The sequence below is a fragment of the Micromonospora sp. NPDC047756 genome, from assembly GCF_055587245.1.
In genome coordinates, this window is sequence record NZ_JBVJGQ010000002.1 from 589,711 (window position 1) to 610,685 (window position 20,975).

Here is a 20,975-nt window from a genome sequence, read left to right on the forward strand (position 1 = left end):
GGCGAGAACGAAAGGCACCCCGTGAAGATCGTCGCAGCAGACATCATCGTGACCAGCCCCGACCGGAACTTCGTCACCCTCAAGATCACCACTGATGAGGGCATCACCGGTCTGGGCGACGCCACGCTCAACGGCCGCGAGCTCTCCGTCGCCTCGTACCTGCGCGACCACGTCGCCCCACTGCTGATGGGACGGGACCCGCACCGGATCGAGGACACCTGGCAGTTCCTGTACCGCTCGGCGTACTGGCGTCGGGGTCCGGTCACCATGGCGGCCATCGCCGCGGTGGACGTCGCGCTGTGGGACATCTTGGCCAAGGCCGCCGGCATGCCGCTGTACCAGCTGCTCGGTGGTGCGTCCCGCACCGGGATCATGGCGTACGGGCACGCGTCGGGGCGGGACATCCCCGAGCTGTTCGACTCGATCCGCAGCCACCTCGACGAGGGCTTCCGGTCGATCCGGGTGCAGACCGCGGTGCCGGGGATCAACGCGGTCTACGGCGTGGCCGCGCAACCCAGCGCCACCGGCCAGCGCTACGACTACGAGCCCGCGCAGCGCACCCCGCTGCCCGCCGAGGAGGACTGGGACACCCGCGCGTACCTGCGCCACCTACCGTCGGTCTTCGAGGCGGTGCGCGGCGAGTTCGGCCCGGAGTTGCCGCTGCTGCACGACGGTCACCACCGGATGACGCCGATCCAGGCCGCCAAGCTCGGCAAGGCCCTCGAACCGTACGACCTGTTCTGGCTGGAGGACTGCACCCCGGCGGAGAACCAGGAGGCGCTGCGGCTGGTCCGCCAGCACACCACCACCCCGCTCGCCATCGGTGAGGTCTTCAACACCGTCTGGGACTACCAGACCCTGATCCGGGAGCAGTTGATCGACTACGTCCGGTCCGCCGTCACCCACACCGGCGGCATCACCGCGATGCGCAAGCTGCTCGACTTCGCCGCCCAGTACCAGATCAAGTCGGGCATTCACGGCCCGACCGACATCTCCCCGGTGGGGATGGCCGCAGCCCTGCACCTGGACCTGGCCATCCACAACTTCGGGATCCAGGAGTACATGAAGCACACCCCGTTGGCCAACGAGGTGTTCCGGCAGTCGTTCACCTTCACCGACGGCTACCTGCATCCGGGCGACCAGCCGGGGCTCGGGGTGGAGCTCGACGAGGAGGCGGCGGCCCGGTTCCCGTACGAGCCCGCGTATTTGCCGTTCAACCGGCTCAAGGACGGCACGGTCCATGACTGGTGAGCCGGGTGGCCGGCACGTGGTGGTGATGGGCGTCTCCGGGTCCGGCAAGACCACTGTGGCGCGTGGGATCGGCGCGGCGACCGGGCTGACGTTCGCCGAGGCGGACGAGTTCCACTCCCCGCAGAACGTGGCGCGGATGCGCTCCGGCGTACCGCTGGACGACACCGCCCGGTGGCCCTGGCTGGCAGACATCGCCGGGTGGATCGCCGACCGCGGCGCGGAGGGCCGCTCGACGGTGCTGGCCTGCTCGGCCTTGCGGCGGTCGTACCGGGACGTGCTGCGCCAGGGCGCGCCGCGGGTGGACTTCGTGCACCTGCACGGGCCGGCGGAGGTCATCCGGGAGCGAATGGCGCGGCGCGAGGGGCACTACATGCCGGCGAGTCTGCTGGAGTCGCAGCTCGCCACGTTGGAACCGGCCGAGCCGGACGAGTCGGTGCTCGTGCTCGACGTCTCGCTCCCGCCGCGAGCCCTCGTCGCGATAGCGGTCAGGAGGCTCGGCCTGCCCATCTGGAGTCCGGCGGGGGAGCGGTAGCTGACGGGTGCGGACCGTCGATGCCGGCCGCTGCCGTCCATGGCAAAGCGGCCGGCGTCACCGCACTCCGGCGGCTACGGCTGGTCGAGGACGTGTTAGGTTAGCCTGCCCTCACCTACTGGAGTTCACCGCCATGCCCCCATCGATCCGAGCATGACAGTCGCCGAGGTCAGTGGGAGCGTGGTGCTGCGCCGCGCCCTGCGCCGACAGCGCCGCCGGGTGGCGCTCGGCATCGTGCTGCTCTGTGCCCACCAGGCCACCGAGGCCCTCGTACCGGTCGCCATCGGCGTGATCATCGACCGGGCGGTGGCCACCGGGGACGTCACCGCGCTGCTGCTCTCCCTCGCCGGCCTCGCCGCCCTGTTCACCGCCCTCGCCTTCGCCTACCGCACCGGCGCCCGGCTGGCCTACGCCGCCGTCGAACACGAGGCGCACGCGACCCGCGTCGAGATCGTCCGGAGCGCCCTCGACCCGCGCGGACACCGCTCGGGTCTGCGCGACGGAGAGCTGCTGTCCATCACGGCCTCCGACGCCGAGTTGTCCGCGCTGGTCGTACGCGTCGCCGGGCTCACCGCCGCGGCGATCACCGCGATCGTGGTCGCGGCCGTCGCGCTGCTCGTCGTCGACGTCCCCCTCGGGCTCGGGGTGCTCGTCGGCGTACCGCTGCTGGTCGTCGCCCTCCAACGGATGGCGCCGTTGCTCACCCGCCGAAGCACGTCGCAGCAGGAGGCCCTCGCGGCGACGACAGCGCTCGCCGTCGACCTCGTCAGCGGGCTGCGCGTGCTGCGTGGCATCGGCGCGCAGGACCACGCCGCCCGGCGGTACGCGGGCGCCAGCCGGCACGCCCTCGACGTGACCCTTCGCGCCGCCACCACCAAGGGCCTGCACCTCGGCCTCACCACCATGGTCAACGGACTCTTCCTCGCGACGGTCGCCGGCGTCGCGGGCTGGCTCGCGCTCCAGGGTCGGCTCACCATCGGCGAACTCGTCGCCGTCGTCGGGCTGGCCCAGTTCATCGCCGAGCCGGTGCAGACGCTCGGGTACTGCGTACAACTGTTCGCCACCGCGCGGGCCTCGGCGGCGCGGGTCGCCCGGGTCCTCGGCGCGGCGCCGGTCCTCGCGCCGGGTGACGCCGGGCCGCCTACCCCGAGCCCGTCCCGGCTCACCCTCGACGCGGTCTCGCACGCCGGCCTCGACACCGTCAGCCTGCACGTCCGCGCCGGTGAGATCGTGGGCGTGCTCGCGTACGACCCGAGCGAGGCCGAAGCGCTCGTCGCGCTGCTGGCCGGCCGGGTGCACCACGCGGACTACCGGGGGACGCTCTCCGTCGACGGCGTACCCGTCGAGGACCTGCACATCGACGCCGCTCGCGCCGTGGTCCTGCTGGAGCCACACGACGTGGCGCTGTTCGAGGGCACCCTGCGCGCCAACCTCAGCGCCGATGCCCAGGTCGACGACACGGTCCTGCGGGCCGCCGTGCGGGCCGCCGCCGCCGAGGACGTGCTCACCGCACACCCGGACGGTTTCGACCGCCGGCTCACCGAGCGGGGAGCGAACCTGTCCGGCGGTCAGCGGCAGCGGATCGGGCTCGCCCGTGCGCTCGTCGCCGACCCACCCGTGCTGGTGCTGCACAACCCCACCACGGCCGTCGACGCGGTGACCGAGGCGCTGCTCGCCGAAGGGCTGGCCTCGGTACGCGCGGCGGACACCCGCGCCACGGTGCTGATCACCACCAGCCCGGCCCTGCTGCACGTCACGCACCGGGTCGCCGTGATCGACAAGGGTCGGGTCGTCGCCGAGGGGCCGCACGAGCGGTTGCTCGCCAGCGACACCCGCTACCGGGAAGAGGTCCTGCGATGACCGACCCGTCGACCGCGAGCGGCCGGCAGTTGCTGCCGACGGCCACCGGCCGGCAGACCTGGGCCGCCCTCCGGATCGAACTGGCCCGCCTGCCGCTGCTCAGCGCCGTCGCCGGCACGTTGCTGGTCGCCGCGTCCGCGACCGGGCTCGTCGCGCCGTGGGTGCTCGGTCGCCTCGTCGACGACGTCATCGCCGGCACCGACACACCGCAGGTCGTGTCCTGGGCGGGCGTGATCGCCGGTGCGGCGGTGCTCGCGGGGCTCCTCACCGCGGCCGGAGCCGCGGTCGCCGCACGTCTCGGCGAGACGGTGCTGGCCCGGCTCCGGGAGCGGGTCCTCGACCGTGCGCTGCACCTGCCGTCGGCCACCCTGGAACGAGCCGGGACCGGCGACCTCGTGGCCCGGGCCGGCGACGACGTGGCAGTGGTGACGAACGTGATCGCCACCAGCGGCCCCGCCTTCCTCGGCGCGACGCTGTCCATCGTGTTGACCGCGCTGGGGCTCTTCGCCCTCGACTGGCGGCTCGGCATCGCCGGGCTGGCCGCCGCACCGGCGTACGCGCTGGCGCTGCGGTGGTACCTCAAACGGTCGGCGCCGTACTACGCCCGTGAGCGGGTGGCGACCGGCGAGCGTACGCAGGCGACGGCCGAGGCGCTGCGCGGCGCGGCGACGGTACGCGCCTACCGGATGGAGGACGCCCACGTCGCGCGGATCGCGGCTCGCTCCGGCGTCGCCCGCGACCTGTCGCTGGAGATCTTCGGCCTGTTCACCCGGTTCGGGCTGCGCATCAACAGGTCCGAGTTCGTGGGGCTCGCCGCCGTCCTGCTGGCCGGCTTCCTGCTGGTCCGCGAGGATCTCTCCACCGTCGGCGCGGCGACCACCGCCGCGCTCTACTTCCACCGCCTGTTCAACCCCATCGGCCTGCTGCTGTTCCAGTCGGACTCGGTGCTCCAGGCCGGGGCGAGCCTCGCCCGGCTCGTCGGGGTGACCACACTGCCGGACACCGCGTCGCCCGACCGCAGCCGGCCCAGCCGCCCGCAGCGGCCCGAGCCGGCGGCGCTGGAGGTGACCGTCGCGCAGCACCGCTACGACGACGGACCCGTCGTGCTGCGGGACATCGCCCTGCGTCTCGCGCCCGGGGAGCGCGTGGCGCTGGTGGGCGCCAGCGGCGCGGGCAAGAGCACCCTCGCCGGGATCATCGCCGGCATCGTCGAGCCCAGCCAGGGTGCGGTGCGCCTGCGGGGCGTGCCGCTGGCCCACCTCGGCGAACACCAGCTGCGGCGGGAGATCGCGCTGATCAGCCAGGAGGTGCACGTGTTCGCCGGGCCGCTCGCCGAGGACCTGCGCCTGGCCGACCCGGACGCCACCGACGCCGAGCTGACCCGCGCCCTCGACCTCGTCGGCGCCACCGGGTGGCTGCGTACCCTGCCGGACGGGCTGGCGACCGCGGTGGGAGAGGGCGGCCGGCAGCTCACCGCGGCGCAGGCCCAGCACCTCGCGCTGGCCCGCCTGGTTCTCGCCGACCCCGCCGTCGCGGTCCTCGACGAGGCCACCGCGGAGGCGGGCAGCGCGGGCGCGCGCGACCTCGACCGGGCCGCCGTGGCGGCCACCGAGGGCCGTACCACGTTGGTCGTCGCCCACCGGCTCAGCCAGGCGGCCACCGCGGACCGCATCGTCGTCCTGGACCAGGGTCGCGTCGCCGAGCACGGCACGCACGCCGAGCTGCTCGCGGCCGGTGGCGGCTACAGCAACCTGTGGCGGTCCTGGCGTACGCCCGAACCGGTGCCGCCGCCGGCCCGGAAGAGCACCGAGCGGATCCAGGACCACGGTCACCCGAATGTGGGAGCCCCGGGAACTTTTCCGGACCCGCCGGCGACAACCAGAGTGCGCGGCTGACCGGCGGCGTCCCGACGACGGCCTCTCGGCCGAAAAGGAGCGCCCGTGGCACACAGGACGGTGGTCTGTGCGGACCGGCGGCGTTGACGACGCCCAGGTCACCCGGTGGGCGCAGGAGGCGGGCCAGGGCGACCGGCAGGCCGCGACGGCGTTCATCCGGGCCCTCCAGGACCAGGTCTGGCGGTTCCTGTCGCATCTCGCCGGGCCGGGTGAGGCGGACGACCTGACCCAGGAGACGTTCCTGCGGGCATTGCGCAACCTCCCCGGCTTCGCCGGCCGCTCGTCGGCCCGCACGTGGGTGTTCACGATCGCCCGACGGGTCGCCGTCGACCATGTGCGCACGGCGGTGGCCCGGCCGAGGCTGGCGTCCGTGCCGGACTGGCAGGCGGCGGCCGAGGCTGCCGGGGCGATCACCGCCGGGGCCGACGAGAGCGTGACAGTGCACCAGCTGATCGCCGGCCTGGCCCGCGAGCGCCGCGAGGCGTTCGTCGCCACCCAGGTGCTCGGCCTGTCGTACGCCGAGGCGGCGGAGATCTGCCAGTGCCCGGTCGGCACGATCCGCTCCCGGGTGGCCCGGGCGCGTGAGGATCTCGCCGCGGCCTGGCAGCTCGACGGCGCCCCGAGCCACGATCGGCGGACAGGCTGAGGGTGGGCACGGTGGCGGCGGTCGGAACCCGCCGACCCCGATCAGTGCCGCCGGGCCTGCCGGATCAACTCTGGGCGTAGCGGGTTCCCGTCCAACGGTAGGCGCGATCCACCGACACGTCGGCGTACTTCTTCGTCGAGGAGATGACCAGTCGTGCCGCGGTGATCTTCACGTCGTCGACCACCTCGGCTACCGGTCCCACCCAACTGCCGACCAGTTGGCCGCTGCGCCCGGTGACGACCAGAACCTGACCGGAGGCGTCCTCGTCGCCGGAGCCGGCCAGGCACGCGCCGTACACGACCGCCTCGTCGCGGCCGTCGCCGTTCAGGTCGCCGAACGTCGGGGCGCCGTCGTCACCGTACGACGGGGAGATCTGGATGTGCGGAGCGTCGCCCGGCGCGCCGCCCCTGCCGTCGACGAAACGGATCCTGCCCGTCAGGCACTCGTCGCCGGTCGACGCCGTCATGGTGATCGTGGCGTTCGCCCAGTCGACGCCGCGCACGCTCACCGGCTTCGGATCGCTGCCGGTCTCGCTCGGTGTGCCGTTCGGGGACGTCGCCCGCGAGCGGTCCGGCGAGCCGGGTGGCGTCGAGGGCGGCGTCGTCCTCGGCGTGGGCGGCGACGGCGGCGGCGACGGTGTGGGGGAGACGCTCACCGATGGTGTCGCTGTGGGCCCGATGACCGGTGGATCCCAGTCCGGATCGGGACCGAACGCGGTGACCGCTGCGATGCTTCCGGCGGCGACCGCCACCACCGCGGCGAAGGACAACACCACCTTCGTCGTGGTGCGACGCCGGGCCCGGCGCACGATCACGTCGGCGGCGGGCGCGGTGAACGACAGGTGGCCACCGGCGGCGTAGGACCGCAGCATGAGACCGGCGACGTCGTCCCGGCCGGGATCCGGCTCCGCGGGAGTCACGACGCGACCACCTTCCCGCTCGACGTTTCGCTGAGATGTTCGGCCAGCTTCGCGCGACCACGGTGCAGCCACGACAACACAGTGCCCTGCGGTACGCCGAGGCCGGCGGCTATCTCGGCGGTCGGCAGGTCGGCGATGTAGTGCAGCACGATCACCCGGCGCTGCCGCTCCGGCAGCGTACGCAGGGCGGCGACCAGCGCGACGTGGTCCGGCTGGATCGCCGGCACCGGGGCCACGAGGGGCTGTCGGCGTAACACGCGGGCCGCGACGGTGATCCGGCGGAGACGGTTGGTGGCGAGGTTCCAGGCCACCCGACGCACCCACGCCACGGGATCGTCGTACGAGGAGATGTCGCGCCACTTCTGCCAGGCCCGCAGGAACGCCTCCTGGCTCACGTCCTCAGCCTCGGTCCGGTCACCGAGGTACGCGTGGATCTGCGCGGTGACCCGGCCGTAGGAGGTCTGGAAGAACCGGTCGAAGGCGGCGCGGTCGTCTGGCTGGTCGCCTGGCACGGCACCTCCTCCACATGTGGACTCCCACCACAGACACGTGCCGAGCCGGACGCCGATTGCACCCGGCCCGCGGCCAATAGTCGGCACCGCCTCGCAGGGTGTCCCGACGGACGCCGACAGGGCCGGCCCGGTTCCCTGTGGTGCGGGAACCGAACCGGCCCTGTCCGGTCTCGTCGGATCACCCCAGGCGGGCCTCGATGGCCTCGATGATGCGCGGACGCAGCTCGGCGGCGCGGATCACGGCGTCCACCGAGCCGACTTCGACGGCGCGGTGGATGTTGTGCACCCGGTCGAACTCCGCGGCCACCTCGCTGAGTTTCTCCGCGCGCACCGAGGACCGCAGCTCGTCGAGTTCCGCGGTCAGCGCGGCGCGTTCGGTGCCGCTGGCGGCCGCGACACCGGCCTCCAGGTCCCGCACCCGCGGGTCGGCGGCCGTGCGGGCGTTGACGTCGGCGGAGAACACCACAGCGGCGGCGGGTGCGCCACCGAGCACCGAGGCGAACGAGCCCTCCAGCGCCAGCACCGTCATGTTCGGGTTCAGCGCCTTCGAGAACACCACGAACGCGCCGCCGTGGTAGCGCGAGATCACGCAGAAGACGATGGGCCCCCGGAAGTTCACGATCGCCCGGCCGATCTCGGCGCCGTACTCCAGTTGCAGCTTGCGCATCGACTCCGGTGAGCCGTCGAAGCCGGACAGGTTAGCCAGTACGACGAGCGGCCGGTTGCCGCTGGCCGCGTTGATCGCCCGCGCGGCCTTCTTCGACGAGCGGGGGAACAGCGTGCCCGCCGTGTAGGTGTCCGGACCGTCGGTGGGCGGGAAGCCGTGCCTGGGCACCGACCGGGACTCGATGCCGAGCAGGCAGACCGGGATTCCACCGAGGTGGACGTCCTGCACGACGGCGGTGTCCGCGTCCGCCATGCCGGCCCAGCGCTCCAGCACCGGGTGGTCCTGGTCGGAGAGGGCCCGCATCACCGTACGGATGTCGAACGGCTTCTTGCGGTCCGGGTTGGACTCGACGGAGAAGATCTCCCCGACGGTGGCGAAGGCGCTGCCCGCCACGTCGTGCGGGAAGCCGGAGATGTCGCGGTCGGCCGGGTCGGTGGTGACCGCCCGCCGGGGCGCGTCCTCGCCGGGCGCGACGTAGGAGTGGTCGTAGTGCGCCATCACCACGTCGCGTGCGGCCGTCAGGTTCGGCGCCCAGTACTGCGCCTGCCCGTTCGGCCCCATCACCCGGTCGTAGCCGCCGATGCCGAAGTTGTCCTCAGCGGACACACCACCGGAGAAGTCGAGCGACTGCTTGCCGGTGAGCACCATCGCCGAGTCGGGCGTCATCACCAGGATGCCCTTGGTGTGCATGAGCATCGTCGCCTCGGCGTTCCAGTACGGCTGCGCGCCGACGTTGATGCCCGCGACCACGATGTTGATCTCACCGCCGGCCTGGGTGAACTCGACGATCCGCTTGAGCGCCGCGGCGACCCAGTCCATGTTCTCCGTACCGGAGGTCATCGAGATCCGGGCGCCGGCGGACAGCGCCCACCATTCCAACGGCACCTGCATCCGCTCGGCCAGGTCCAGTGCGGCGATCACGCGCCGGCACTCCGGCTCCGACAGGGCGCCCAGCGACTTCGTCGGGTCGCCGAGCAGCACCACCCGGGTGACCCCCTGGGGGTAGCGCTCGGTCGGTGTCGTGACGACCCCGGCCACGATGGCGGCGCTGTTGCGCCCCTTCGGCCGGTCCACCGGCACCAGCGCGTGGTCGTCGTCGAGGTCGTGCTCGACGAAGTCGCCGAGTCGGCCGGTCAGCTCGTACGGGTACACGGTGTTGCGGCTGCTGGCCCGCAGCACCTTGAGCCGGTACTCGTCGAGCGGCTCGAGCGGCTCGACCGGCGGCTCCCCGACGGCCAGTTCGGCACCGCCCGCGGCGTCGAACGAGATCCGTACGGCGATCTTGGTCAGCTCGCCGGTCCGGCGGTCGCGCTGGCGCGCGATGAACAGGATCTCCTCCAGGCCGGCACCCGTGGTCGTCGGGCGGACCCGCCCGGCGATCATCTCCATCTCCTCGCGGGTCAGCTCGCTCGGCGGCCACACGTAGACCACGATGCGGTTGGTGTTGAAGCGCGTCTTCGACGGCCGCCGCGACTGGGCGCGCCGGATCGAGTCGAGGCAGGCGGCGATGGCGTCCTCGGCCGTCGGCAGCGCGACCAGGCGGCCGTCCTGCTCGCGAAGCTCGGTCAGGTCACGCACCTGCGCGAACGCGACGAGGCGCTCGTCGGCGCGGTTCTCCCGGGCCACGCACTGGAAGAGGTAGACCTCCTCGTCCGACGACGGCAGCCGGGTCAGGTCGAACTTGTGCAGCCGCTCCAGCTGCATCCGCTGCGCGATGTACGGGTGCAGCCCACGGATCAGCCGGTCCTCGGTCAGCTCGGCGCCGGACGGGCGGAAGGTGAAGTGGTGGTGCATCACCGCCCCGCCGCGACCCGCGACGGTGGTGGTGACCCGACGGACCTGCGGCGGCAGCGGGTGCGCGGTGATGACCTCGGCCAGCGCGGCGGCCATCGCGTCGAAGTCCTCCGGCTGGTTCTCCCAGCCGAGGTAGATGTCGGCGTCCACGGCGTCCTCGCCGACGGCCAGCTCGGCCAGCCCGCGCAGGGCGCTGCCCAGCGCGTCGAAGCTGACCGCGGCGGAGACCACGCTGGAGTCGGTGCGCCCGGCGACCACGAACGTGCAGCCCGCGACCTCGCGGGTGAGCACGCCGGTGAGCGACCGGTTGCCGTAGTACCGCCGGGTCAGCACCTCCAACATGACGGCGTTGTCGAGGTGGTCGCGGACGAGTCGCTGGCCGAGCAGCCGGACCAGCGGTTCGGTGCTGCGCACCATCGCGGCGACGCGCTCGGCGCGGTCCGGGGCGTCCGGGTGCGCGTCGAGGTGCCGCAGGTGCCCACGGACCTCGGCGTAGACGCGGGCGCGGTTGCGGCGCAGCAGCGGTTGGGCGAACCAGGCGAACACCACGCCCCGGGCGAGGTCCGCGACCACGGGGAAGCGGACCTGCGTCGCGGCGATCAGCCGCTCCAGCGCGAGGCCGGCCGGCTCGCGCAGCGTCTCGTCCGGCGGGGTCTCCAGCAGCCACGCGCGCAACAGCGCCGCGACGACCTGCGCGTCCGCGGAGGCGCGCTGCTGGGCGAGGAAGATCCGGAAGACGGCGGCCTCGAGGGCGGGGGTGCGGTCCAGGTCGGTGACGCCGTACCGGCCGAGGGCCTTGCCGAGCCGGGTCTGGAAGGCGTCCGGCAGCCCGGCCCGCTCGACGTCGAGGCTCTGCAGGTAGGTGTGGAAGTACTCCCGGGCACTGTGGACGTGCGCGGCGCCGCCGTCCTCGCCCGTCGGCCGGTTGCGGCTCAGTTCGGCGAGATCGGCGAACACCTCGATGAGGTCGAGTTCGGCGGCCAGGGGCCGCTGACCGGCTTCGGCGGCCGTCCGCCGCGCGGCGAGGTAATCGTCGAGCACCCGGCGGTCGTCGTGCGGATCGACGTCGAAGCCGAGCAGCAGACCCCGCAGGTCCTCCTGGCCGCGCCTGCTGCGCTCGTACGCCGGGATGTCCGTGGCGGCGGTGGGCAGGTCCAGTTCGACGGTTTCGCTGCTCGCGTCGTCGGCGGTCTGCTCGGCGTCGTCCGCGAGCGGCTCCAGGCGCAGCAGCGGCGCACCGGCCTCCACCTGACTGCCCACCGAGACGGCGCACTCCTTGAGCCGCGCCCTGAACGGCGCCCGCAGCACCGTCTCCATCTTCATCGCTTCCAGCACCAGCACCGGCGCGCCCGCCTCGACCTCAGCGCCGACCTCCAGCGGCGTGGCGACGACCAGCGCGGGCATCGGGGAGCGCAGGACGCCACCCTCGTCCCGGCTGACCCGGTGCGTCACGCCGTCCACCTCGACCAGGTGGGTCGGCCCGTACGTGCCGGTGAGCAGGCGGTAGCGGATGCCGTTGACGACGATCTGACCGGTGTGCCGGTCGAAGCGGTCGAGCTCGACGTCGGCGGTGCGTACGACGGGGCCGGTCTCGATGCCGACCCGGAACCGGTGCGCGCCGACCCGCGCCACGCGGGTGCGGTAGCCGACGCCGCGCAGCTTGAGGTCCAACGGTCGGCCGCTGGCGTGCTGCACCTGCGGGCGCCCGCCGGCGGCCGTCGACAGCAGCCGCTGACGCTCGACGCGCTCCTCCTCCTCGTACGCCTCGATGGCGGCGGCGGCCAGGGCGACGGCGGAGTGGCGGTGCGTGACGAGGCGGCCCTCCGCGCGGACGCGGTCGATCCACCCGGTGTCCGCGCTGGCGTCGATCACCTCGGGCTGGTCGAGCAGGTCGAGCACGAAGCTCTTGTTCGTGGCCCCACCTTCGATGATCACCGTGGTGTTCGCCATCGCCCGGCGCAGCCTGCCGAGGGCCTCGTCGCGGTCCCGGCCGTACGCGATGATCTTCGCGATCATCGAGTCGAAGTCGGCGGGGATGGTGTCACCCTCGCTGACGCCGGTGTCCACCCGGATGCCGGGGCCGCTGGGCAGGTCCAGCCGGGCGATGCGGCCGGGGGACGGCGCGAAGTCGCGGTCGGGGTCCTCGGCGTTGAGCCGGGCCTCGATGGCGTGCCCGCGCTCGGCCGGCGGCGCACCGTCGAGCCGCCCGCCGGCGGCGACGTGCAGCTGGGCCTTGACCAGGTCGAACCCGGTGGTCAGCTCGGTGATCGGGTGCTCGACCTGGAGGCGGGTGTTGACCTCCAGGAACGCGAACAACCGGTCACCGGGGTGGTAGAGGAACTCGACCGTCGCCGCGCCGCGGTAGCCGACCGCCACGGCCAGACGCTCGGCCGACGTCTTCAGCTCGGCGGCCTGCGCCGGGTCGAGCACCGGCGACGCCGACTCCTCGATGACCTTCTGGTTGCGTCGCTGCACCGAGCAGTCGCGGACGCCGAGGGCCCACGCGGTGCCCTGCCCGTCGGCGATCACCTGGACCTCGACGTGCCGGGCCCCGGTGACCAGTCGCTCCAGGAACACGATGCCGCTGCCGAAGGCCCGTGCCGCCTCCTGGCTGGTGCGCTCGTACGCGTCGACCAGCTCGGCTTCGTTCCTGATCACGCGGATGCCGCGTCCGCCACCGCCGGCGGTCGCCTTCAGCATCAGCGGGTAGCCGATGTCGGCCGCCGCCGACCGGGCGGCGGCGAGGGTTTCGACGGCGCCTCGGCTCCACGGCGCGACCGGCACGCCGACCTTCTCGGCGATCAGCTTCGAGCCGATCTTGTCGCCGAGTTGACGCATGGCGTCGGCGCTCGGGCCGACGAAGGTGACGCCGATCTTCTCGCACAGCTCGGCGAACGCCGGATCCTCGGCGACGAAGCCCCAGCCGACCCACGCGGCGTCGGCCCCGGTCTCGGTCAGGGCGCGCTCCAGCACCGCCAGGTTGAGGTACGGGCGGGCGGAGGCCGGGCCGAGGTCGTAGGCGATGTCCGCTTCGCGGACGAACGTGGCGTTGCGGTCGACATCGGTGTAGAGGGCGACGGTTTCGAGCTGGATGCCGGTCTCCGCGGCCAGCTCGCGGACCGCGTGGATGAGCCGCATGGCGGCTTCACCACGGTTGACGATGGCGACACGGTTGAACACCCGAAGAACCCCTTAGCTAGACCTCGACCTGCGTGCGGAGAGACGACGGCTCCCAGCAGTGATCACCTTTCCGGGTGGCGGCGGCCAGCGCTATGGCGCAACCACCGAACCCACTGTCCCTCAGTTGTAGGAAGTCCACAAAACTTTTTGGCACCCCCCGGGGCTGCGTCGATCGGCTCCGGCCGCCCCGGCAGTTGATCAAGACGGTGAGAGCACGCCGGTGTCACTCCCACCTACTCTTCGTCCGGGCCGGAGATCGCCGACGGTGAGGAGTTGACGTTCGCGGTGCCGACCGCGCAGCGCTTCGGCCCCGGCCTGGCCCCCGGCACCTCGACCCGGGACGTGTTCGGCGTCGGGGTGAACGGCAAGGCGCGCGTCGACACCCTGAGCCTGGACGGCGAGGTGCGCAGTCGGCAGGCACTGATCGGTCCACCCCGCTTGAATTCGCCCCGTCCGGCCTCACCGGGCGCCGCGAATCCGCGTACCCGAGACTGTCGGCCCCGGGTCGGATAATGAGCCCGACCGAAGGGGCCTGATGACGATTCTCGACAGCCGTGCGCTCAACCGTGCGACGCTCGCCCGGCAACTGCTGCTCGACCGCGCCGAGCTGCCGGCGCTCGATGCCGTCGCCCACCTCGGCGGCCTACAGGCCCAGGAGTCGCAGGAGCCGTTCATCGGGCTGTGGTCGCGGCTGCGCGCGTTCGACCCGACGGTGCTCTCCGATCTGCTGACCCGGCGGCACGTGGTGCGTACCCACCTCATGCGCCGCACCGTCCACCTGCTCGTCGCCGACGATGTCGTGGCCTGGCGTACCCGTCACGACACCATGCTGCGCCAACGCGTGCTCGGGGTCTACCGCGGCGAGCTCGACGGGGTGGACCTCGACGAACTCGCCGCCGCCGCGCTCGCCGTGATGGCCGACGGTGAGCCCCGCTCGATGCCCGAGATAGGGCGGGCGCTCGGCGAGCGCTGGCCGACGCCGGGGCTGCGGGTGCTGGGTGAGATCGCTGTCGCGCTGCTCCCGATGACGCAGGTCCCACCGCGCGGGGTGTGGCGGGCGAAGGGAGGCGCGCGTTACGTCCTGCTCTCCGCCTGGCTCGGCCGGGACGTCGCTCCGCCGGCCGCGACCGGGGTCGACGAGGTCGGCCGGCTGCTCGTCCGCCGCTACCTGGCCGCGTTCGGCCCGGCGGCCACGGCCGACCTGCGCGCCTGGTGTGGTCTCGCCGGGCTGCCGGCGGTGGTGACCGGCATGCGGGACGAGCTGGTGACCTTTCGCGACGAGCGTGGCCGCAAGCTCGTCGACCTTGCCGACGCGCCGCGCCCCGACCCGGACACACCCGCCCCGGTGCGGTTCCTGCCGGCGTTCGACAACGCGATCCTCGGCTACGACGACCGCAGCCGGATCATCGACGACGCGCACCGCCTCCTCTCGGTGGCCGGCGAGCGCGTGGTGCTCGTCGACGGCCGGGTCGCGGCGACCTGGACCGTCGAGTCGGGCACGGTGACCGTCAACCCGCTACGCGACCTCTCCCGGTCGGAGCGGGATGCCGTGGCCGAGCAGGGGCAGTCCCTGGCGTCCTTCCTCTCCGACCGGGAGAGCGACCGGGTCCACGTCGGTTCGTCTCCCCGGTGACGGACCGGCCGGATCGGGATCGGCTTGTATCGATGCTGGTCGACTGTCATGCTGTGATTCGGTCGTGCTCGGGGAGCCAGCGCGCACCCGATCTCCTCCGGTCCGCGAGGCGCGCGAGGTGGCCATGTCACCCGTGCCGGGCAGCCTCGTCGATGACCGGAAACCCGAGCGCGCACCGGCTACCACCTCGGTCATCGGTGTCCGCTGACCACGGAGGTTCCGATGCTTCGCATGTTCCTCGCCGTCAGCACCATGGCCCTGGCCACCTGGACCGGGACGACCAGCGGCACCGACGCGACGCCCACCCTGTCGGCCACGCCCTCGCCGTCGCCGACCATTGCCTGCCCGCCGGCTCTGCCGATCAGCGGGAGCGTCACCGGGGTCACCACCACGAGCGTGACCATCTCGTACTCGATCTTCTTCCGGCCGCCCTGCGGCTACGACCCGCCGATGACCGTCAGCCTCTTCGCCAGCCGCGAGGACGCCCAACAGTGGCGCACGCCGGTGGCCGAGGCTGTTTCCGGGCCGGAGCGCTTCGGTACGGTGACCATCGGGGGTCTGACGCCCGACACGGAGTACTGGTACCGGTTCAGCGACCCTGACGGCAAGCGCGACCCGTACATGATCGGGCCGGCGCGGACCGCCCCGCTGACCGCGTGCCGGGCGACGGCCACGATCGACGCCCGCTGGGGCGGCGGTTTCGTCGCCACGGTCACGGTCCGCAACACCGGGACGCAACCCTTGGACCGCTGGCGCGTCTCCTGGCGGTGGGCCGCGGACGAGCGCGTCCAGACCGTCTGGGGTGGAGTGGTCGAGACCACCGGCGCCGACGTGTCGGTCCGCAACGCGTCCTACAACGGAGCGCTGGCCCTGGACGGGGCGACGACGTTCGGGCTGCTCGTGACTGCCGGTGCGGTTCCCGACGGGCTGACCATGAGCTGCGCCCGGTGAACGACGACCGCCCCGCTCCCGGCGCGACGGCGGGAGCGGGGCGGCGTCCTGTCGGTCAGGGCTTGCGGGCCACGGCCCCGTAGGCGTCGATCCCGACCGCGTCGGCGTCGTCCGGTCGCCACAGGGGGATCGGCACCAGGCCGGGCTCCACCTTGGTCAGCCCGGCGAAGCAGGTGTCGAGCTCCTCCGGGCTGCGCAGGATGTACGGCACTCCGCCGCTCTGTGCCAGCCGTTCGGCACCGGCGACCACGGCGGGGCTGGTGTCGGTGCCGTCCCAGAGCACGAGATAGCTGCCGGACGGCATCGCTGCCATGGTCCGCTCGACGATCGACCGCACCTCGGCCAGGGCGGGCTCGTAGCCCATCACGCCCATGTACATCACGGCGATGGGCTGGCTGAAGTCGAGCGTCCGCGCCGCCTCGGCGAGGATCTTCTCCGGGTCGTGGTAGTCGGCCGGAACGTAGGTGGTGACACCCTCCGACGTCGTGCTGGCCAGCAACGCCCGCGCGTGCACCAGCACCATCGGGTCGTTGTCCACGTAGACGATGCGGGCGTCGGGCGCGATGCCCTGGGCGACCGCGTGCGTGTTCTGCATGCTGGGTAGGCCGGTGCCGATGTCCAGGAACTGCCGGATGCCCGCCTCGGCCGCGAGGTAACGCACCGCCCGTACCAGGAACACCCGGGACTGCTGTGCCATGAGGACGATCTCCGGGTAGACCTCGGCGACAGCGTCGCCGGCCGCCCGGTCGGACTGGAAGTTGTCCTTGCCGCCCATCCAGTAGTTCCAGATCCGTGCCGCGTGCGGCACGTCGGGCTGAAGCTTCGCGGCGAGTTCGGGGTCCGGGCCGGCCATGCCAGGCTCCTATCGAGGGGTCGTCAGCTGGAGGTCACCACAGCGGTACGACCGGGATCGTACTCCGACTGTGTCCACTCTCGACCACGGGTGGACCGACCGCCAGTGGGCAGCCGACCAGGGACACGGTCACCGGTGAACCACCCCGTTCTGGTACGCCCACACGACGGTCTGTAGCCGGTCCCGCGCGCCGATCTTCGTCATGGCGCGCCCGAGGTGCGACTTGACGGTGCTGGTCTCGATGAAGAGCCGCTCGGCGATCTCGACGTTCGACAGTCCCTGCGCCAGCAACTCCACGATCTCGGTCTCCCGCGCGGTCAACTGGTGCGCCGCCGCCGCGTCCGAGCGCGGAGCGGGCGTACGCCTGGCGAACTCGGAGATCACCCGACGGGTGACGGCCTGGTCGACGAGCCCGTACCCGCTGGCCAGGCGACGAATGGCCTCGATCAGCTCGTCGGGCTCACAGTCCTTGAGGATGAACCCGCTGGCGCCGGACTCCAACGCGCCGAAGACGTACTCGTCGAGGTCGAAGGTCGTCACGACCAGCACCGCCGGTGGCGTCCCGCTCGCCTCGGCGACGATCTGTCGGGTCGCGGTGAGCCCGTCGCCGTGCGGCATCCGGACGTCCATGCAGATGACGTCCGGTTGCAGCCGGCGGGCCAGCTCGACGGCGGCGGACCCGTTCGACGCCTCGGCCACGACCTCGATCTCGCCGGCCTGCTCCAGGATGACGCGAAAGCCGGCGCGGACCACCGCCTGGTCGTCGACGAGCATCACTCTGATCATGCTGGGGCCTCCTGCTTCGGACGGGGTACGGCGGGACCGTTCGTCGGGAGCGTCGCGGCGACCGACCAGCCACCGGCCGCCGTCGGGCCGGCGGTGAACGTCGCCCCGATCAGCTGGGCCCGCTCACGCATCCCCACCAGGCCGACGCCACCGGTACGCGCCGCCGGTACGCGTCGCGGCGCGGCGGGTTCGTTCACCACCTCCAGCGACACCGAGCGCGGCTCGAAGCGGAGCACCACCCGCGCCGCGGCGCCCGGGGCGTGCTGGCGTGCGTTGCTGAGCGACTCCTGCGCGATCCGGTAGAGCGCGACGTCGGCGATCGGCGGCACCTCGCGCTGCTCGCCCTCCCGCACGAACTCGACCGGGCCGGCGAGGGTGCCCGCGGTGCGGACGAGGTCGTCGAGCATGCCCAGCCCCGGCACCGGAGTGGCACCGTCGCCGCCCTCGTGCCCCGGTCTGCCGCGCAGCACACCGACGACCAGCCGCAGGTTGTCCAGGGTCTCTTTCCCCTGGCTCCGGATCCAGGCCACACCGGCCTTCGCGGCGGCCGGGTCCCGGTCGATCAGCCGCTCGACCGCCGCCGCCTGCACGACCATGCCGGAGAGGTGGTGCGCGGCCACGTCGTGCAACTCCCGGGCCATCCGGGAACGCTCCGCGCCGATCGCCGCCTGGACCTTCGTGCGCTGCTCCCGGATCGCCTCGTCCGCCCGCACCCGGACCAACTCCACGTAGCGCCGGTAGGTGGCCACGTAGCCGCCGACGAAGGCCGCGCCGGCGTAGGTCAGGGCGCTCGCCGAGACGTACGCGATGGCCGTCACCAGATCCGGTGTCACCACGACGGCCGCCCCGATCGACTCCACCACCACGACCGCGCCGATGGCCAGCAGCGCACGGAGCACCGGCAGCAACAACCCGACGGTGTACGCCGCGACGAACGGTGCGAGGCCCCGGATGGTCACCTCGGGCAGGGAGAAGCCGATGATGGGCAGTTGGAGGCCGACGACGAGCGCGAGGCAGAGCAACGGCCGGACCCGACGCAGGCACAGCAGCACCGCCTGCGCGCAGCAGATGGCGACGAGCAGCCAGGCCCGCGCCGGGTCGAACGACACCCCCTCCTCCGGTGCCACGACCCAGAACAGTGCGGTGAGCAGTACGAACGTCAGGACGGTCAGCGCCGCGGCCAGCAGGCAGTCCCGGTGGAACACGCCGTTCACCCCGAGCCGGGTGAGCCGTCCGTCGAGCCACTTCGTCAGTCGCGGTGTGCCGGGTTCGGTGTCGTCGTGGTCCCTCATGCGGTGCGCATCCTTGCTCCGGATCGTCCCGGGTCGGGCGGGTCAGTAGGAGATGCTAGGCGCGAGCAGGTGGAACTCCACGGCGAACCAGCCCGCCCCGGCGAGAGCGAACAGGATCAGGCCGCTGCCGGTGATCCGCCGCCAGCCGAGGTGCCGTCGCACGTCGTCGACGAGCCGGACGGTGGCGGGCAGCACTCCGAGCAGACCGATTAGTTGCAGCACCTGGATGGCGCGCAGCGCGGGCCCGGGAACGTCCTGGAGGCTCATGATGCTGCCGATGCTCAGCACCCAACCGGCGAAGGCGAGCAGCGTGCCGGCGACGGCGAGGCGACTCAGGATCCGCGCGGTGCGCCCCGCCCGTTCCCGGGGAGCGCGCCCGAGCCGGCGGCGGACGATCGCGCCGACCGGCCAGGACAGCACGGCGAGCAGCAGCACGACGGTGGACACGGCCAGCACCGGGACGGCCACGGCGGTGGAGCGGGCCGGCGCGACGGGCAGCAACGCCAACGCGGGATCGACACTGATCGCCTCGACCCGGTCGTCGGTCGCTCGCATGGCGATCGTGCGCTGCCCGTCGACCTCGCGCCAGACCCAGGGGGCCACCTCCTCGTAGAGGGCGGGAGAGGCCGACAGCGGGCCCGGGTCGACCAGCAACCGGTCGCCGTCGGTAACGCTGACGGTGGTCCGACCGACCAGCCCGATCGCCGTCAGGAAGTTGCTCCCGATCGCTCGCGACGACTCGTACGTGCCGGCGGCCAGCGCGGCGTGTTCGGCGGTGGTCGCCGGGTCCACGCCGACGGTCTGCTGGTCGGCGGGGGCGGGGAAGTAGCGGTCGGCGAAGCCGTTCACGACCGAATCGCGCAGCTCGTGGCTGTCCAGGGCGCCGGAGCCGTTGCTGTTGAGGGACACGAAGATGCCGGCGCGGTGGTCGGGGTAGATCTGCAGGTGCGAGTGGAAGTACTTGGTGTCGCCGCCGTGGCCGAGGATCCGGTGGCCGTTGCGGTCCTCGGCGAAGAATCCGAGGGTCATCCGGGGCCCGTCGGCGAGCGTGCCCAACGACGTCGAGTCGAGTGCCGGCCGCTGCATCAGCTCACGGGTCGGTTGGTCGAGCAGGGGCGCGAAGCCCACCGGCTCGCCGAGCTGGGCGAGCATGAATCGCGCCATGTCCGTCGCCGGGGAGCTCAGCGCACCGGGCGGAGGCGTGCCGACGATCTCGAACGGCGCGGCAGGCCCGGCGGAGGTGTCGTACCCGTTGGACATCCGGTCGCGCAGCACCGCCGGGAGGGGCTGCGCGAAGGTCGACGACGGCATTCCCGCCCGGTCCAGGACGTTGCGTTGGACGTACTCCTCGAAGCGCGTCCCGCTGACGCGTTCGACGATGTAGCCGGCGAGCGCGTTGCTGTAGTTGGAGTACGCGGGGACGGTGCCGGGCTGGTAGATCTGCTCCGGTGGGTCGGTCATCAGGGCCCTGCGCAGGTTGAGGTCGCTGCTGTCGGTGCCGATGAGGCCGGCGATCCGCTCCTCGAAGCCGGCGGTGTGCGTCAGCAGGTGCCGCAGGGTGACGGCCCGCTCGTGGCGGAGAGGCAGTTCGAAGTCGAGGTAGGTCCTGACGTCGGTGTCGAGGTCGAGCTTGCCGTCCTGCACGAGTTGAAGCACCGCGGTGGCGGTGACGAGCTTCGACACCGATCCCATCCGGAACAGATGGCGGTCCGGGTCGACCGGTACGGCAGGGTTCCCACCGGAGCCGGTGTCGGCGTACCCGTACCCCCGGGTGGTGAGGATCTTGCCGTCGTTCACGACGGCGACAGTGGCTCCCGCGATGCCGGTGCGGTCGAGCGCGGCGGGCAGCAGGCCGTCGAGCCAGGCGTTGACGTCGGTGTCCGTCAGGGCGGAACCCGCCCCGCTCGCGGCGGCCGGTGCCGCCGGAGCGTCGATGGGTGGTGCGGGGTTGTGCTGCGTGGCGCCGCAGCCGGCAAGGCTGACGGCGAGGACGACAGTGGTCGCGAGCACCGCGCCGAGTCGGACGACGGGCCGGTGCCGTCGGAATGGGAGAAGAGAGAGTGGACGCATCGTCTGCCAGTGCCTTTCCAGCGAGCGGGTGTCCGGAGCGGGTCCGTACGGCGTCACCCGTCGCCGTGGAACAAGCCTGTTCGACTGATCGCCCCGAGCCATCTGGCGGGAGACGGCAATGCGCCTACGACTTG

Annotated in this window: 15 protein-coding genes; 8 read left to right on the top strand and 7 right to left on the bottom strand. The window is 72.6% G+C overall.

What is annotated here, in order from left to right:
• Positions 1-21: 21 nt before the first annotated feature.
• The 5 genes from manD to ACZ6NZ_RS07790 all read left to right on the top strand — a co-directional run bounded on the left by manD (position 22) and on the right by ACZ6NZ_RS07790 (position 6,184).
• On the top strand, positions 22-1,251 hold the full coding sequence (manD, locus tag ACZ6NZ_RS07770; protein WP_366609249.1) for a D-mannonate dehydratase ManD: 1,230 nt from the start codon (positions 22-24) through the stop codon (positions 1,249-1,251).
• Positions 1,241-1,783: a gluconokinase gene (locus ACZ6NZ_RS07775; RefSeq protein WP_465856799.1), complete on the top strand. Its 543-nt coding sequence runs from the start codon at positions 1,241-1,243 to the stop codon at positions 1,781-1,783. Before manD ends, ACZ6NZ_RS07775 begins: the two co-directional genes overlap by 11 nt.
• A 153-nt stretch (positions 1,784-1,936) precedes the next feature.
• Positions 1,937-3,643, top strand: a complete 1,707-nt coding sequence (locus tag ACZ6NZ_RS07780; RefSeq protein ID WP_465856801.1) for an ABC transporter transmembrane domain-containing protein — start codon at positions 1,937-1,939, stop codon at positions 3,641-3,643.
• Positions 3,640-5,538, top strand: coding sequence for an ABC transporter ATP-binding protein (locus tag ACZ6NZ_RS07785; RefSeq protein WP_465856803.1), 1,899 nt, complete (start codon positions 3,640-3,642; stop codon positions 5,536-5,538). The genes ACZ6NZ_RS07780 and ACZ6NZ_RS07785 overlap by 4 nt, the downstream gene beginning before the upstream one ends.
• Positions 5,539-5,605: 67 nt before the next feature.
• The gene (locus ACZ6NZ_RS07790; protein ID WP_366609256.1) at positions 5,606-6,184 is read left to right on the top strand and encodes a sigma-70 family RNA polymerase sigma factor; all 579 of its coding nucleotides are present in this window, start codon (positions 5,606-5,608) and stop codon (positions 6,182-6,184) included.
• A gap of 64 nt (positions 6,185-6,248) precedes the next feature.
• Here ACZ6NZ_RS07790 and ACZ6NZ_RS07795 read toward each other — a convergent pair whose 3' ends face one another.
• From ACZ6NZ_RS07795 to ACZ6NZ_RS07805, 3 genes are all read right to left on the bottom strand, one after another.
• Positions 6,249-7,103: a hypothetical protein gene (locus ACZ6NZ_RS07795; protein WP_465856804.1), complete on the bottom strand. Its 855-nt coding sequence runs from the start codon at positions 7,101-7,103 to the stop codon at positions 6,249-6,251.
• Positions 7,100-7,615, bottom strand: a complete 516-nt coding sequence (locus ACZ6NZ_RS07800; protein ID WP_465856806.1) for an RNA polymerase sigma factor — start codon at positions 7,613-7,615, stop codon at positions 7,100-7,102. Before ACZ6NZ_RS07800 ends, ACZ6NZ_RS07795 begins: the two co-directional genes overlap by 4 nt.
• A 178-nt stretch (positions 7,616-7,793) precedes the next feature.
• Complete coding sequence (locus ACZ6NZ_RS07805; RefSeq protein ID WP_465856808.1) at positions 7,794-13,256, bottom strand: ATP-binding protein; 5,463 nt, start codon at positions 13,254-13,256, stop codon at positions 7,794-7,796.
• Positions 13,257-13,529: 273 nt separating this feature from the next.
• Between ACZ6NZ_RS07805 and ACZ6NZ_RS07810 the strand changes: the two genes are divergently transcribed.
• The 3 genes from ACZ6NZ_RS07810 to ACZ6NZ_RS07820 all read left to right on the top strand — a co-directional run bounded on the left by ACZ6NZ_RS07810 (position 13,530) and on the right by ACZ6NZ_RS07820 (position 15,840).
• Entirely contained in the window at positions 13,530-13,769 is a 240-nt protein-coding gene (locus tag ACZ6NZ_RS07810; RefSeq protein WP_465856810.1) for a hypothetical protein, read from the top strand.
• Between the two features lie 22 nt (positions 13,770-13,791).
• The gene (locus ACZ6NZ_RS07815; protein WP_465856812.1) at positions 13,792-14,889 is read left to right on the top strand and encodes a winged helix DNA-binding domain-containing protein; all 1,098 of its coding nucleotides are present in this window, start codon (positions 13,792-13,794) and stop codon (positions 14,887-14,889) included.
• Between the two features lie 222 nt (positions 14,890-15,111).
• Positions 15,112-15,840 carry a cellulose binding domain-containing protein gene (locus ACZ6NZ_RS07820; protein WP_465856814.1) on the top strand — a complete coding sequence of 243 codons (729 nt, stop codon included), beginning with the start codon at positions 15,112-15,114 and terminating at the stop codon, positions 15,838-15,840.
• A 55-nt stretch (positions 15,841-15,895) separates the two neighbouring features.
• Here ACZ6NZ_RS07820 and ACZ6NZ_RS07825 read toward each other — a convergent pair whose 3' ends face one another.
• From ACZ6NZ_RS07825 to ACZ6NZ_RS07840, 4 genes are all read right to left on the bottom strand, one after another.
• Positions 15,896-16,693 (bottom strand): SAM-dependent methyltransferase, encoded by a 798-nt coding sequence (locus ACZ6NZ_RS07825; protein ID WP_465856816.1) that lies wholly within the window; start codon positions 16,691-16,693, stop codon positions 15,896-15,898.
• Between the two features lie 129 nt (positions 16,694-16,822).
• On the bottom strand, positions 16,823-17,479 hold the full coding sequence (locus ACZ6NZ_RS07830) for a response regulator (protein WP_465856818.1): 657 nt from the start codon (positions 17,477-17,479) through the stop codon (positions 16,823-16,825).
• Positions 17,476-18,771, bottom strand: a complete 1,296-nt coding sequence (locus ACZ6NZ_RS07835) for a sensor histidine kinase (RefSeq protein ID WP_465856820.1) — start codon at positions 18,769-18,771, stop codon at positions 17,476-17,478. The genes ACZ6NZ_RS07830 and ACZ6NZ_RS07835 overlap by 4 nt, the downstream gene beginning before the upstream one ends.
• Positions 18,772-18,813: 42 nt before the next feature.
• Complete coding sequence (locus tag ACZ6NZ_RS07840; protein WP_465856822.1) at positions 18,814-20,781, bottom strand: serine hydrolase domain-containing protein; 1,968 nt, start codon at positions 20,779-20,781, stop codon at positions 18,814-18,816.
• Between the last annotated feature and the right edge of the window lie 194 nt (positions 20,782-20,975).